The organism is Brevibacillus brevis (genome assembly GCF_001039275.2).
GTDB lineage: Bacteria > Bacillota > Bacilli > Brevibacillales > Brevibacillaceae > Brevibacillus > Brevibacillus brevis_C.
Map to the genome: position 1 here is coordinate 4,818,118 of NZ_CP030117.1, position 13,311 is coordinate 4,831,428.

General features: G+C 48.6%; 15 protein-coding genes. 1 reads left to right on the forward strand and 14 read right to left on the reverse strand.

Annotated features, from left to right (window positions below; all coding sequences use genetic code 11):
- Positions 1–76 precede the first annotated feature (76 nt).
- The 11 genes from AB432_RS23265 to AB432_RS23315 form a co-directional block, all read right to left on the reverse strand.
- Positions 77–1,201, reverse strand: a complete 1,125-nt coding sequence (locus tag AB432_RS23265) for an extracellular solute-binding protein (RefSeq protein ID WP_048034298.1) — start codon at positions 1,199–1,201, stop codon at positions 77–79.
- Positions 1,202–1,225: 24 nt separating this feature from the next.
- Positions 1,226–2,404, reverse strand: coding sequence for an ROK family protein (locus AB432_RS23270; RefSeq protein WP_048034299.1), 1,179 nt, complete (start codon positions 2,402–2,404; stop codon positions 1,226–1,228).
- A 756-nt stretch (positions 2,405–3,160) separates the two neighbouring features.
- On the reverse strand, positions 3,161–3,442 hold the full coding sequence (locus AB432_RS23280) for a hypothetical protein (RefSeq protein ID WP_048034300.1): 282 nt from the start codon (positions 3,440–3,442) through the stop codon (positions 3,161–3,163).
- 277 nt (positions 3,443–3,719) lie between these two features.
- Positions 3,720–4,601: a LysR family transcriptional regulator gene (locus AB432_RS23285; protein ID WP_048034301.1), complete on the reverse strand. Its 882-nt coding sequence runs from the start codon at positions 4,599–4,601 to the stop codon at positions 3,720–3,722.
- A 130-nt stretch (positions 4,602–4,731) separates the two neighbouring features.
- On the reverse strand, positions 4,732–4,854 hold the full coding sequence (locus tag AB432_RS31365) for a hypothetical protein (RefSeq protein WP_256434961.1): 123 nt from the start codon (positions 4,852–4,854) through the stop codon (positions 4,732–4,734).
- 21 nt (positions 4,855–4,875) lie between these two features.
- Complete coding sequence (locus tag AB432_RS23290) at positions 4,876–5,997, reverse strand: aminotransferase (protein WP_048034302.1); 1,122 nt, start codon at positions 5,995–5,997, stop codon at positions 4,876–4,878.
- Positions 5,998–6,030: 33 nt separating this feature from the next.
- Positions 6,031–7,080, reverse strand: coding sequence for an ornithine cyclodeaminase family protein (locus AB432_RS23295; protein ID WP_048034303.1), 1,050 nt, complete (start codon positions 7,078–7,080; stop codon positions 6,031–6,033).
- A gap of 130 nt (positions 7,081–7,210) precedes the next feature.
- The gene (locus AB432_RS23300) at positions 7,211–7,942 is read right to left on the reverse strand and encodes an IclR family transcriptional regulator (RefSeq protein WP_048034304.1); all 732 of its coding nucleotides are present in this window, start codon (positions 7,940–7,942) and stop codon (positions 7,211–7,213) included.
- A gap of 27 nt (positions 7,943–7,969) precedes the next feature.
- Positions 7,970–8,659: an amino acid ABC transporter permease gene (locus AB432_RS23305; RefSeq protein ID WP_048034305.1), complete on the reverse strand. Its 690-nt coding sequence runs from the start codon at positions 8,657–8,659 to the stop codon at positions 7,970–7,972.
- Positions 8,660–8,724: 65 nt separating this feature from the next.
- Complete coding sequence (locus AB432_RS23310; RefSeq protein WP_048034306.1) at positions 8,725–9,537, reverse strand: ABC transporter substrate-binding protein; 813 nt, start codon at positions 9,535–9,537, stop codon at positions 8,725–8,727.
- A 41-nt stretch (positions 9,538–9,578) separates the two neighbouring features.
- Positions 9,579–10,301 carry an amino acid ABC transporter ATP-binding protein gene (locus tag AB432_RS23315; RefSeq protein WP_048034307.1) on the reverse strand — a complete coding sequence of 241 codons (723 nt, stop codon included), beginning with the start codon at positions 10,299–10,301 and terminating at the stop codon, positions 9,579–9,581.
- A 213-nt stretch (positions 10,302–10,514) separates the two neighbouring features.
- Between AB432_RS23315 and AB432_RS23320 the strand changes: the two genes are divergently transcribed.
- A complete protein-coding gene (locus AB432_RS23320) occupies positions 10,515–11,114 on the forward strand; it encodes a hypothetical protein (protein ID WP_048034308.1) in 600 nt (199 codons plus the stop codon).
- 35 nt (positions 11,115–11,149) lie between these two features.
- Here AB432_RS23320 and AB432_RS23325 read toward each other — a convergent pair whose 3' ends face one another.
- Genes AB432_RS23325 through AB432_RS23335 form a run of 3 tightly spaced genes read right to left on the reverse strand, consistent with a single transcriptional unit; the run spans position 11,150 to position 13,275 of the window.
- Positions 11,150–11,962, reverse strand: coding sequence for a metallophosphoesterase family protein (locus AB432_RS23325; protein ID WP_053079619.1), 813 nt, complete (start codon positions 11,960–11,962; stop codon positions 11,150–11,152).
- Positions 11,959–12,510: a riboflavin biosynthesis intermediates N-glycosidase gene (locus tag AB432_RS23330; RefSeq protein WP_048034309.1), complete on the reverse strand. Its 552-nt coding sequence runs from the start codon at positions 12,508–12,510 to the stop codon at positions 11,959–11,961. The genes AB432_RS23325 and AB432_RS23330 overlap by 4 nt, the downstream gene beginning before the upstream one ends.
- A 21-nt stretch (positions 12,511–12,531) precedes the next feature.
- The gene (locus AB432_RS23335; protein ID WP_053079620.1) at positions 12,532–13,275 is read right to left on the reverse strand and encodes a YwqG family protein; all 744 of its coding nucleotides are present in this window, start codon (positions 13,273–13,275) and stop codon (positions 12,532–12,534) included.
- Positions 13,276–13,311 lie beyond the last annotated feature (36 nt).

Genomic DNA, 13,311 nt, shown 5'->3' on the forward strand with positions numbered 1-13,311 from the left:
ATAAAAACAACTTCTATATGTGACTAGACGGAAAGGACAACTCCTTCCCGCCTAGCTGCTTTTAAAAAACCCTTCCTTACTTCTTGCCTTTCCCCTTGATGTTCTCATCCCAATGCTGCATCCACTCTTTTTCTTTTTCAGCCATGACAGCCCAATCGAGTTCCATCGGCTTCAGCTCGAGATTTTTCATGAAGTCTGGCAATTCGTCCTTGCTGATGTCTGTACGAGATGGGAACTGGAAGCGCTCTTTCGCCAATTGGGCAGCTATTTCAGGACTCATCAAGAATTCCATGAACTTTTTCGCTGCGTCCAGGTTTTTCGCGCCTTTTACCAGAGCCACGCCATCTACCAGAATCGGTGCCCCGCTCTTCGGATAAATGAAGTCATACGGATGGTTGTTCTTTTTGCTTTGGATCAGAACGTCTTGGAGATTCCACAGGGAGATGACCCCCTCTTGACGATCCAGCTTCAGATACAGGTTTGTCGGGTCTTGCGTGTACTCTTTTGTATTGGCATCGAGCTTGGTCAGCCATTCAAAACCTTTTTCAGGAGTATCCGCCCCTTGACGGAAGATCATTGCGGAATAAATGGTACGCATCGTGCCGGACGGCAGTACGTTTCGGATCACGATCTTGTCTTTGAATTTCGGATCGATCAATTCATCCCAATCTTGCGGTGCTTCTTCTGGCTTCAGCACCTGCGAGTTGTACATGATAACCTCTGGCAAAAGCATTTCGCCGTACCAGCGATCTTGCGGATCTTTGTACAAATCCGGAACCTTGTCTGCAAAAGTCGGCTTGTAAGGCTCAAGCAGATCTTCATTGGCTGCTGTCGCTAGAGCAGATTGGGTACCGCCCCACCAGAAGTCAGCCTGCGGGTTCGCTTTCTCTGCACGAACGCGCTCCAAAATTTGTTGCGCACCCATTTCAAGTGTTTCCACTTCAATGTTCGGGTACTTTTCTTTGAATTTTGGCAATACGATTTCAAAAATGTTTTTGTCCCGTCCGGTGTAAATCACCAGTCTTTGTGGGTCACCCGATGAATCAGCAGGTTGAGCAGCCGTACCCGATTGGCCGCCTGCGCTGTTGTCGGCAGGCTTTGCTTCCTGTCCTCCAGTGCCGCACGCAGCCACAGTCAGAGCCAAGGAGCTGACAAATACGCCCTTCATCCATGTTTTCAGCTTGCTAGTTGTCTTCTTCAAAACGAACTCCCCCTCTTGTTCTTCTCACTCTTTGTCAAGCAGTCGTGTGAAAGGAAACGCTTCCAAAACACTGTGGACAGCACCAATCAAACCAGCTCGTTCCCCCAGACTCGCTTTTTCGAGATTAGGTACCTCGGGCACCCATTCTCTCAGCCATTCGTGAATTTGCTTCACCCCTTCACCATCGACGTGGACCATCTCCCCGCTCAGGATCAATATTTCCGGGTTCAAAATACTGATGATGTTCGCCATTCCGTACGCCCAATGTCGATACACATCTGCAAGAAGCTCCTTTGCATCTGCATTTTGTTTGGCGTGCCGGATCAGCTCTTCTATGACACTCGACCCTTCCTGAAGGTCAGAGAGAAATCCCTTAGCCTGCTCTTGGATGCCCGGAATCGAATAATGCGTCTCAAACACCCCTGACGCGCCATTCGGGCGATTATGTACCGGGCCGATCATCATGAAGCCGATTTCTCCTGCTGCCTCACGACTCCCCCGATAAAACTGTCCATCCAAAATGATCCCGGCCCCAATCCCCGTTCCTACGTACATGTAGACGACGTTGGTATGGCCGACCCCTGCTCCACGGACGTACTCGCCCAGTGTCATCATATTCACGTCATTGTCGATAATGACGGGCAGTCCGAGTCGCGCTTCGATGGTCTGCTGAATCGGTGAACCCATCCAGCCTGTGCTGGGTGAAAAGCTGACGGTTCCACTGCCACGCTGTGTGACCCCTTGCAAACCGACGCCCATTCCGAGCAGGCGCTCTCGCGGGATGCCGCTTTCACGCAACAAACGATCAAGTCCAGCGGCCAAATCTTCGATGACGGTTTCACCATTCGCTGGTTGTGCCAGCCGTTTTCGATAGCGAGCCAAGAACTCACCTTTCATATCTGCGATGGCCATGTCCAGGGTAGATCCTTCAAAAATCGCGCCGGCAATGGCGTAGGCCTGGTAGTTGTACTCCAACAAAATCGGCTTGCGGCCGCCTTTGGAATCGCCCATTCCTACTTCTTGCAGGAGTCCTTCCTGGATCATTTCATCTACGAGTGCGGAAACACATGGACGGCTGAGCTGTGTCTGTTTGGATATATCCGCGCGGGAAATTTGCCCGTGCAAGACGACCTGCTGCAGTACTTCTTCTTTATTCAGTTTTTTCACGAGTTTGCTATTACCTGTTTTTTTGGGAGCTTGCACGCTTCATCGATCACCGCCACACAGTTAGTTAACATTACTAACAAAGATAACCAAATTATAGACACGGCGACCATCAATAGTCAAACAATTTACATTTGTCTTTCAGATATTTTTTGGATTTTTTAGTGTATATACCCATTGTTAAATAATACTAAAAAACGCTGTCGTCACGCTGTAGTGCTGGGGAGGAAACAGAAGAAAACGCTCAGATTCTTGTCCCACCCGCTGTGGGATTCACTGCCCGCCTCCATGCAAAAAGCGAAACCGCGTCCAAAGTGGTCCATTCAGGATGTGTTTCAGAGGTGGACGCTTAAGAGCGTGTTTCGCTTTTTGCATTCCGTCTCGGTCGGTGTACCAAAGATCTTCGCTTATTTCTCCTGTTTCCTCTACGAGCTTTCCGTGTCTAAACAGGGTTTAAAAGCATTAAAAGATTGAAGATTGTACTCCGTCACGACAGAGAAGAATATTTCCAGACGTAGCGACTTGTGGAGTCCTACCGAGCGGAGAAGGGATTCGCGGGCAAAAGAAACGCAACGTGCCTGGGCTAGGTAGCGGCTACCACTTTTGCGTTTCCCCGCGAATCCCTTCGGAGCGGACAGTCTCAACCCTCAGCGGGACGGAGCCTGGAGCCTAGACTGGAAATATTCTTCTCCCCACCGCAGCCACTGTCATTCAGATATATAAAAAAGCACATCACCCTCTACAGGGGAATGTGCTTGGAACACTACTCTTCTTTTCCTGACAATCAGACGTCCTCTATTCGTCTATGTATCCAGCGATTCCTTTTTTAATCAAGTATTCCATCTCTACATCCAGGATCTTCTCGACAGTGATCTCATCCAGCTTTACATCTGACTTACTCATGACGTAATCTACGAGATCATCAAAATCAACGTCAACATCACCTTTTGCATCCGTCTTCGCACTGTTCATGTACGCTTGCTCATGCTTGAGTACGATCTTGATTTTTTCCGGGTCTACTTTTGTTTTCGTAGCTACATGCGAAACGAGTTCGGTTTCGTTTACTTGCTTACTCATTTGTTGTCATCTCCTATTTCTCTTACCTTCTGTCATTTTACAATATCATTGCCGTTACACACAAAAATGAAAGAAATCAAGATTATATCACGCAAACAATCCTCGCTCTAGAGGTGCAAGAAGAAAATATTGTTTCCATGTGACAATTTGCCCCACATTCAAATTGTATAAACGTCAGACTCAGACAATAAAAACGAAAAAGAAGCTGGGAAAAACGAAACCTTCTTTCCCAGCTTCCTTACTTTTAAGGGACTTCTTAGAGAACCCCTTGTCATGACTACTCTTCTCTTACGGATAACCAGACGTCTTTGACGAGCTCCATAAAGGTCTGGATTGCGGGTTCTTCTCTTCGGCGACCCAGACAGACCAGCGATGTTTCTGCTTTCTTGGAAAAGCTGTACAGCTCGATTAGTTCTCCTTTTTGAAGCTCCTTTTCCACGAGAACCTTACTGAGCAGGGCTATCCCTGTTTGATTCAGGACTGACCGTTTGATCGTTTCTTCGCTGCTACATTTAATGACAGAGGGTGGGATGTAGTTTAACTCCAACAGGCATTGGGTAATAAATTCATCGAGATTGCATCCCTCCTGATAGGACAAAAAAGGAAAGGTCACGAGTGCATCTGCCAGTGTTTTGTCCTTCATCAAATCAGGAGAAGCAATCAAAGTGAATTGTTCTAAGTCCACGACACTGGAATGAATACCTGGTTGCGAGGTGGTGCCCGCAATGATGCCAATATCCGCCTCGTGGGCTTGGATTTTTTTCAAAGTCTCCTGACTGGTGCATGAAATCACCTGCAGATTAACCTGTGGATGTGTCTCCACATATGCTTTCAGAATTTGGGGCATGTATTGGATGCAATAAAACTCCGGGGCCGCCACGACCAGCGGTCCTACAGGCATGTCTAAGTAATTAAGTCCCTCCGCCATGTGCTGGAGCACGTAGAAAAGCTGATCCGTATGCTGTTTCACTATTTTTCCGGCCGGTGTCAAAAACGTGCGCTTGCCTACCCGATTGAGCAAAGGATGGCCCAGCTCCCGCTCCAATGCTTGAATCTGGAGTGTAATCGTAGGCTGGCTGTATCCGAGTTGCTCAGCAGCTTTCGTCAAGTTCAGATGCTCGGCAACGACCTGAAATGTCTTCAGATTACGTAACTCCATGATTGATTAACCACTCCCTCACCGAACGACACCCATTCTTCGTGTAAGTGCGTGTTCAAAAAGTCAGCTTTTTGAACAACCTCTGTTAGAAAAAGTGTAGCCGAGAGTGGCTCTATGTTCAACCGATACCCTATACGTGCTTCCCTATAATCTCCGCCAGCTTGCGAGCATCTACATTACTGTCGCTCACGATCGTCAGTACCTTTTTGCCAGAATGCCCGAACACCAGGATAAGGTGTCTCTTTTCTTCCACCGAAGTCTCCTACTTTATCCCTTATTTGCGCGACTCCAAAAACTCCGATACTTTTGATAAACCTGTTTGAAGCACTTCTGTCGAGCAGGCGTACCCGATGCGTAACCAGCCTTCCATGTCGAAGCAACTGCCTGGTGTCAAAAACGCCCCTGTCGTTTTAAACAGGTCCATGCAAAACGTTTCCGAAGGGATATCCAGCTCGTACTTGAGCATCGCGGTTGTTCCTGCCTGCGGCTTGACGTAAGAGACCAACGGCTCCTTTGCTACCCACTCATCGAGAATTTGCAGGTTGTCCCGCACGATCTTCAGGTTGCGTTCCATGATCTTTTCGCGGTTTTTCAGTGCATGGACAGCCAGCATGTCATCCAGCATCCCGCAGCTTATGGTGGTGTAATCGCGGTGCGTAAAGCAGCTCTTGATCACATCCTGAGGTGCTGCAATCCATCCCAGGCGCAAGCCCGCCAATGAAAACACTTTGGACATGCTGCTTGTCGCAATCCCTTTTTCGTACAAGTCCACGATAGATGGCACCACAACCTCCGGGTCTTGATGCAAATTTCGATACACCTCGTCACACAGCAGGTAGGCACCAACGGAGCGGGCAATCTCTACGATTTCTCGCAGCAATCCTTCACCCATCAAAGCTCCAGATGGATTGTTCGGATTGTTGATACAGATCAGCTTGGTCTTGTCTGTAACAAGCGAGCGCAACTCATCCAGATCAGGCAGAAAATCATTTTCCGGCAAAAGTCTGAGCAGCTTGACCTGCGCTCCGAACGACTCCGGTACCGAATAAATTTGCTGATACGTCGGATGGACTGTAATTACTTCGTCACCAGGCGCAACGAGCGAGAACAAGGTGAGAAAATTCGCTCCGATCGCCCCGTTCATCGCCAAAATGTTCTCCGGCTTCATCGTTTGATACATACTCGCGACGAGGCTGCGGAATTCCGGCGAACCCTCGATATGCCCGTACGTCAGCTTCTTCTGGGCCATCTCGCGGAAAAAATCTTCCGGCTCATCGGAAAGGCGAATCAACTCTTCTACGGTCAGCGAATCGACGCATGTTTCCGCAATATTGTAAACAGCCTCCATCTCGTAGGCGTTCATCCATTCTTCTACTTTAAAAGGTGCAATTCTCATCGTCGTTCCTCTCCTTATCCTGTCCTTTCATCCTTACAGATCAACGATCGTACCTACACCGCGCTTATCCGCCACACTCAAAATGTGTGCAGCTGTCAGTAAATCCTGAAACGCGATCCCGGTGCTGTCAAAAATCGTGATTTCTTCTGCATGTTGTCGTCCTCGGGCATGACCAGGGATGACATATCCGATCTCTGCTGCGATATCGCGTTCTGTTATCAGGCCCTTTTTTACAGCTACCTTCGTCTCTCCCACACGTACAGCCTGTCCTACATCATCAACGAAGACGCGCGCTTTTGCAAAAAGCCGTTCATCGATTTCCTGTTTACCTTCCATGTCTGCCCCTATGCAGGTAATATGTGTCCCTGGCTTCACCCACTCCGCTTGGATCATCGGTTCACGTGAAGAGGTTGCCGTGATGATAATATCTGCTTGTCTAGTCGCTTCTTCGAGGTTGTCCACGGCAATAAACTGCACGTCACAACGCTTGGCATAACACTCGTATTCTTCTCCTGCATATTTGGAGACAAATCTGATCAAGAGGTTCTCTTTGATTTTGGCGACAAAGCTTTGCGCCTTTTCTGGTGATCGCGGATTGCAAATATACACCCGCTTGATCTCTGTCATCGTCATCAGTGTCGCCATGATTTGAAAAGGAGCCTGGTGTCCCGTCCCGACAATGAGCAGGTTCTCCGATTCGGGACGTGCCAAATACTTTGCACCGATTCCACCAGCCGCTCCCGTACGCATGCAAGTAATATGCTCTCCACTCAAAATCCCCTGGGGTACCCCAGTTTGGCTGTCCAATACCATCACCGTACCCACTAATTGTGGCAGGCCTTTCTTGTCATTGTCACCGAACCACGAGACGAGCTTGAGTCCAAATATATCGGCTTGGGGCAAATGACCTGATTTAATATCCATGTCGGCTCTACCCTCTACGAACTCATGAAAAATGAGGGGAAACAACGTCGCCTGCTGACTTGATTTCATTTGATAGGCTTGCTCGACCACTTCAATCACGCTGGCCATATCCAGCACATCTTCCGTGGTTTCCTGATTTATCACGCGAAATGGAAACATGTCTGTCTTCCCTCCCCACTGTTTCTTTCACACTAACACAGTTTTTCGAGGTGAAAAAATTGAAAGATCCAATGGTTCCTATTAAAAAAAGCAAACCCTCCACCAACAGATGCTGGAATGGAGGGTTTGCTCATGCTCCGCCGATTCTTGCCGAAATCGTCGTAGCTTGGCGTTTCACTTTTTCGATGAGTAGGGGCAATCGATCTTCTGTCACCCGAAAGCACGGGGCGTTGATCGAGATCGCTCCGACGAGTTGATTTCCGTAGCCGATGATGGGAGCAGCAACAGCCATGGTGCCTTCCGTCTTCTCCTCGTAGCTGATCGCATAGCCACTTTTCTTGGCTTCACTCAACTGCTCCAAAAATGACGGCTGCTTGTCTGGCGCAAGCTGGGCGGAAACGACTTTTGTAATCGCATCCTGCTTTAAATACGCGAGAATGATTTTGCTAGGGGCGCCGATTGTGAGAGGAATCCGCTCCCCCAGGTTCTCGTCTATGCGTATTTTCAGTGGACTTTCTACTTTTTCGATCGGCATCGAATCTGCCCCCGCCAATACGTTGAGGAAGATACTCTCCTCGACTTCATTCGCCAGCTCCTCCATGAAAGGTCTCGCTACAGCCCGCAGGTTCAGCTTTTCATGCAGGATAAAACCGATTTCCATCCATGTATATCCCGGCTTGTAATGCTTGGTGACTGGGTCCTGCTCAACCAATCCGAACTGGATCATGGATTCGAGAAAACGGTGGAGCGTACTGATTGGTAGACCCGTTGCGCTCGCCAGCTCCGAAATCGGCCAAGCATGTTTTTCGTCTGAAATCAGTACCCGAATAATTTTCATCGCCCGTTCGACTGATTGAACCATCCTTCTTTCGTCCTCCATGACAAAAAGTTACGCTGCCACACTCGTGTTATCTTTCGCTTGTTTATTGGGGGCTTCTCCTTTGGCAAGCCTTGCTTCCAGCTTGTTCACGAAATACGAGAAGATCATGATCAGCACGAGATAGTACAAACCGACGACCATGTACGTCTCCAGCTGCTTGTAGTTGGAAGCTGCTTCACCGAGACCAGTTCCCCATAAATCCTGCATCCCTACGTAGGCGACCAGCGATGAATCCTTCAACCCGATAATAAATTGATTGCCAAGCGATGGGATCGCCCGACGGAACGCCTGTGGCAAAATGATTCGGCGCATTGCCAACGGGTACGACATACCCAGTGACCTGGACGCCTCCATTTGCCCGCGGTCGATGGACTGGATAGAGCCTCGGAAGATTTCCGCAATATACGCACCGTTATGAACTGCCAGCGCGATGGCCCCTGCCCAAAACTGCGATAGCGTGACCATATTCGCCAAGCCGAAGTACAGAATACAAATTTGCACAATCAAAGGCGTTCCGCGAATGACGGTAATGTAGGTGTGCGCGATGTAGTTCAATGCTTTGGAATCGGATATCCGGAAAAAGGCAATGACAAGACCTACCACACAACCGAGCATGAGGGCAACTGCCGTCAACTGAACCGTGAGCCATGTCGCTTTTAGAAAAAGGGGATAACTGGATAGGAAAATATCAATAATCACGTTCAATCCTCCTCACATGAAGCGTTAAAAAGGGGGGCGTCCATCACGGACACCCCGTTGCCCACTTACTGTTTTTGCAGGATATTGCGGCCAAACCATTTTTGGCTGATCTTTTCATAGGTGCCGTCTTTAACGATTTCGTCCAGCGCCTTGTTGATCCGTTCCACTGCCTCCTGGTCACCCAAGCGCACAGCAATCGCTTGCTCGTCAAAGCTGAGCGGTTCGCCTACATCAATCACTTTTCCGCCGCCTTCTTTAATGAAACGCAAGCCAACTACCTGGTCGGTAATCACTGCATCGAGACGTCCTGTCGGCAGGTCGAGCAAAGCGGTGATATCGCTATCATATTGAGTGATTTTGTCTTCATCGGTCAGTTTTTTCGCCCAATCCAAGTAGTTGGATGCTTTCACGACGCCGATTTTCTTGCCTTTCAAATCCTCTTTGCTCTTGATCGTTGTATTGCCCTCTTGCACGAAAATTTGCGAACCGGAACGGTAGTATGGATTGGTGAACAGAACAGCTTTTTGACGTTCAGGTGTGACAGTCAAGCTCCCAATGACAGCGTCGTATTTTTTCGCGTCCAGACCAGGGATGATCGTTTCGAATGGATTGGTGATCGGCACTGCGTTCATGCCCATTTTTTCTGCCAGCGCTTGTCCGATCTCTACGTCAAAACCAGTCAGTTGCCCGTTTTCCTTGAAGCTAAACGGCTTGTACACGCCACTCATCGCGTACGTAAAATCTTTCTTTCCACCGTCTCCAGAAGCTTGTCCACCTGCTGCCGGTGCACTTTCCTGAGATCCACAAGCAGAGAGCAACAACGAGCCCATCAGAACAGTAGACAACAAAATCCCGGACCATTTTGCACGTTTTTTCATTGGTGATTCCCCCTGTTTTTCATCTCTATATTTAGTCGATTTTAACGGATGCTGCCTAAAAACTGCTTGGTACGATCATGCTGCGGGTTTTCAAAAAATTCTTTCGGTGGTCCCTGCTCCAGAATTTGCCCATCGTGCATGAACACCGCCCGATCTGCTACCTCACGAGCGAATCCCATTTCATGTGTCACGACAATCATCGTCATTCCTTCTTTGGCGAGCTGCTTCATAACCTGTAGCACTTCACCAACGAGCTCGGGATCGAGTGCCGAGGTAGGCTCATCAAAAAGCATGATCTTCGGTTTCATTGCAAGTGCCCGGGCAATGGCAACCCGCTGCTTTTGTCCACCGGAGAGCATGTCCGGGTAGACATCGGCTTTATCCTGCATATTCACTTTTTTCAGGAGCTCGTACGCTAATTGTTTGGCTTCTGCTGCATTCATCCCTTTGACGTGAACAGGTGCCTCGATCAAGTTTTCCAAAACGGTCTTGTGCGGAAACAGATTGAAGTGCTGAAAAACCATACCGACCTCGGCGCGGAACTGATTGAGATTCGTCTTGTGTGGATCAATCTGCTGACCACCGATTCGAATCTCTCCGCTGTCATAAAACTCCAGAAAATTCAAACATCGGAGCAAAGTACTTTTGCCTGAACCACTGGCTCCAAGTAAGACGACAACTTCCTTTTCTTCCACCGTGAGCGTAACGCCCTTCAACACGGTTAACGGGCCAAAAGATTTGACAAGTTGCTTAACCTCAATCATCCTGCTATCCCCCATTTATCTCCCGGATGAAATGCGTATTAGTTTTTCCGAATACCGGAAATGATTTCTGATTTAAATTATAATTATATATTTTCTGATATTCAAGAAAAATATGTTTTATTGAATAAATATTCACGATAGGACTATGGAATAGTTTTCCTTCTCGCGTGGAATGAATAAACGGGAGTGTTTTATACATCAAGGAGGATCGTGATGAAAGTAGCAACGTACTTCTATGTAGGACTCATCATCATTTTTCTGCTCTCCGCCTGTTCGCTGCCAGGTCCACAAGCAGCGCCACCGCCACAGCATGCGACTCCATCTGACCCTGAGCCGGAAGTCAAAAGACCGACAACAGAGGATATCAAAAGTCGAACTATAAACAATCAGTTCACGGTGCCGATCCCGATCACCGAGACATTTACGTTTACCATTCCTCCTTCTTGGACAGGAAATTACATCGTGGAGGAGTTCTCATCGACGAGGAAGCGTCCCCCTCGCCAACAGCCACTGGAGGGCAAGCTGGATGTGCCGACGAAATACGAAGCGCATTTTATGTTCGCTCCCAATCAGCGAAAAGAGGAGCAGTCCTCACTCCTCACCATTTTTGTCATGACGGTACCTCATTGGAATCACCTGTCCAAAATGGAAGGACCTCCGCTGGGTGATGTGCTGGCACAAACACATGGGCTCGTCTACGCTGTCTCCTTACCCCAGTCCAATCCGTATGACCCCGCAACTCCAGACGGCAAGCTGTATGGGCAAATGGTCATGTCGCTTGATCAGGTAAAAAATGCGTTCTCCGTTCAGTAAATAGAAAAAAGTAGTTGGCAGCGCAACGTCTGCTCTCAACCACTTTTTCGCGTAAAGACAAATAGCTTCCCATCTGCGTTCAACACTTGTGTCCCTTGGGCAAGCTCGATCCAAGACCGCTCCCAGTGTACATGCCCACAACAGACGAGTACGGGAGGATGCTGCTGCAAGCACTCACGAATTTCAGGCAAGCCTTGCAGATCCAATGAAGGCTCATCTGGTCCTTGATGAAGCAACAAAATGTCAGGCTGCTTGCGAAGCAGCTCCCGCATCCCTTTCAGGAACTCCTTCCTTTCCCTCCGATTCGGTTTATCCACACGACCTACGATTCCGCCCAGGCCTGCAATACGGAGCTGGCTGACTTGCACCATTTCAGGATCATTGATTACGGTGATGCCTGCCATTCCTTGAAGCTCTGCGAATGAACCCGAGTCAAACAAATCGTGATTGCCAACAACCCCGACCACAATTCCAAACTCGCGTTGAAAAGCCTGCCATACGGAGGAGGAATCGCCGCTACTTCCCCGTTTCCATGGATCGGCATACAAGTCTCCGCATAACAAGACCAGAACGCGTTCCCTTGAAATGGTTGGCTTTTCAATTTCGAGTAACAGTGAAACCATCTCTGGCAACGCTTCGCCAAGCAGTACCTGCTGCCCGTGCCAAGACTCTATCACCCCTTGCAGATCGGAAGTAATGATGATCGCATCATAAGCATCGGGAATATTCGCCATTTCCCCAAAAAAGATTGGCAACTTGTTCAGAACAACCCCTTTGCCATTCGCGCCCGCTGCTAGATAGGGAACCTTTTCGACGGGTTCTTCTCCAATTTTGGTGATCTGGATCACGAACGCAACTGCTCCCTGACTGCCATCAATGCAAAACCGAGCAGATTTTCTCCCCGCCACTTTTCGGGCTGTTCCGCATGCGGATGATCGTGGGCCATCCCGATCCCCCATATTCGGTCATAAGGACTCGCTTCGACAATGATGCGGTCACCTGTGTCCAAGAGGTATGCTTTCAAATCGGCATGCTGGCTGAATTTTAACAGGTTTGCCTGGCGAACGATCGCCGTTTTGTTCGCATTCCACACAGCCTCGTCAAAGGAATGAACCTTTCGTCCCAATTCCTTCGCTTGTTTTGGATGGCTTTTCCTGAGTATTTCATCACGAATGGCAAGATCACCGAACAGTTCAGCCTTTTTCGCCATCATGTAATGCTCAGCGGTCAAGTACGTGATGCCATCCTCTACAAAAGCAGCAGGATACCATTGGCTGAAGCATGATTTGTCGATAGTGCCTGATTCCTTCTGTGTATGTCCCCAAAAGAACAAGTATTTCACTCTGGTCTTTTGCGACTCTTTGATTACGCTTTGGACGTCATGTATGTGCTCCATTGTTGTATCCCCATCTTTCTTTTATAGACAATCCCATGTATACGAAGCCTTTGAAAAATCCAGACGAAGCAGATCCTCCCGGCGAATGAAGAAGTTGCCCACTCCGCTATCTCCCCACGAGACATAATAATCGTAGTTGTCGCCTTCCATATCCAGTTGAAGGAGCAGCTCCCACCCATTCTGATTCACATTTTCTTGGGTAAAGTAGGGATATCCACCGATCCGAGACCCGCTTGCATCGGCGAGGTCCCAATATTTCGAGTAAGCCACTTCATCCTCATTGCTAGGAAGCTGAAAATTCACCGCCTGTGGATCTCGATAAGGGACGTACTGCGACTCTAGTTTTCCTGTCAGCTTGTATGGTCCGCCCAAAACGGGACTGTACAAGTCGGGGTCCTCTGGTTGGAAGGGGTCTATTTCCTGTGTGTCAAAGACCTCTTCAAAATGAAGCACTTGAAAGGATTGGTCGATCAATCCGAACGTATCATCCTCCTTGACAAAAAAACTGGTCAATCCACGAGCGGGATAGCCATCGAGTCGCGGTATTTGCGCCCAGTTGATTTGTGCGAGAAACAAGTAGTCTTTCCCTTCTTCATCCTGTGGGTATGGCATTTGTGGCGGCAGCCAAGGCTTACCGCCAACCTTACTATCCGTTAAGGTAGCCGCTTCTTTTTTCAGCGTGAGCTTGATGGATGACTTTGCGGATTTTTGGATGTGTTCCAAAAACTCTGGGGTCCATTGGTTATTGGCATCTAAGAAGTTCATGAAAATCACCTCGGATATTGAAACATATGGAAAATG

Excerpts from the sequence above, each read along its gene's own strand:
- AB432_RS23280 (WP_048034300.1), bottom strand. The coding sequence starts at position 3,442 with ATGAGTAAGCAAGTAAACGAAACCGAACTCGTTTCGCATGTAGCTACG.
- AB432_RS23295 (WP_048034303.1), bottom strand. The coding sequence starts at position 7,080 with ATGTTTCCATTTCGCGTGATAAATCAGGAAACCACGGAAGATGTGCTG.
- AB432_RS23285 (WP_048034301.1), bottom strand. The coding sequence starts at position 4,601 with ATGGAGTTACGTAATCTGAAGACATTTCAGGTCGTTGCCGAGCATCTG.
- AB432_RS23335 (WP_053079620.1), bottom strand. The coding sequence starts at position 13,275 with ATGAACTTCTTAGATGCCAATAACCAATGGACCCCAGAGTTTTTGGAA.
- AB432_RS23290 (WP_048034302.1), bottom strand. The coding sequence starts at position 5,997 with ATGAGAATTGCACCTTTTAAAGTAGAAGAATGGATGAACGCCTACGAG.
- AB432_RS23320 (WP_048034308.1), top strand. The coding sequence starts at position 10,515 with ATGAAAGTAGCAACGTACTTCTATGTAGGACTCATCATCATTTTTCTG.
- AB432_RS23300 (WP_048034304.1), bottom strand. The coding sequence starts at position 7,942 with ATGGTTCAATCAGTCGAACGGGCGATGAAAATTATTCGGGTACTGATT.
- AB432_RS23315 (WP_048034307.1), bottom strand. The coding sequence starts at position 10,301 with ATGATTGAGGTTAAGCAACTTGTCAAATCTTTTGGCCCGTTAACCGTG.
- AB432_RS23330 (WP_048034309.1), bottom strand. The coding sequence starts at position 12,510 with ATGGAGCACATACATGACGTCCAAAGCGTAATCAAAGAGTCGCAAAAG.
- AB432_RS23310 (WP_048034306.1), bottom strand. The coding sequence starts at position 9,537 with ATGAAAAAACGTGCAAAATGGTCCGGGATTTTGTTGTCTACTGTTCTG.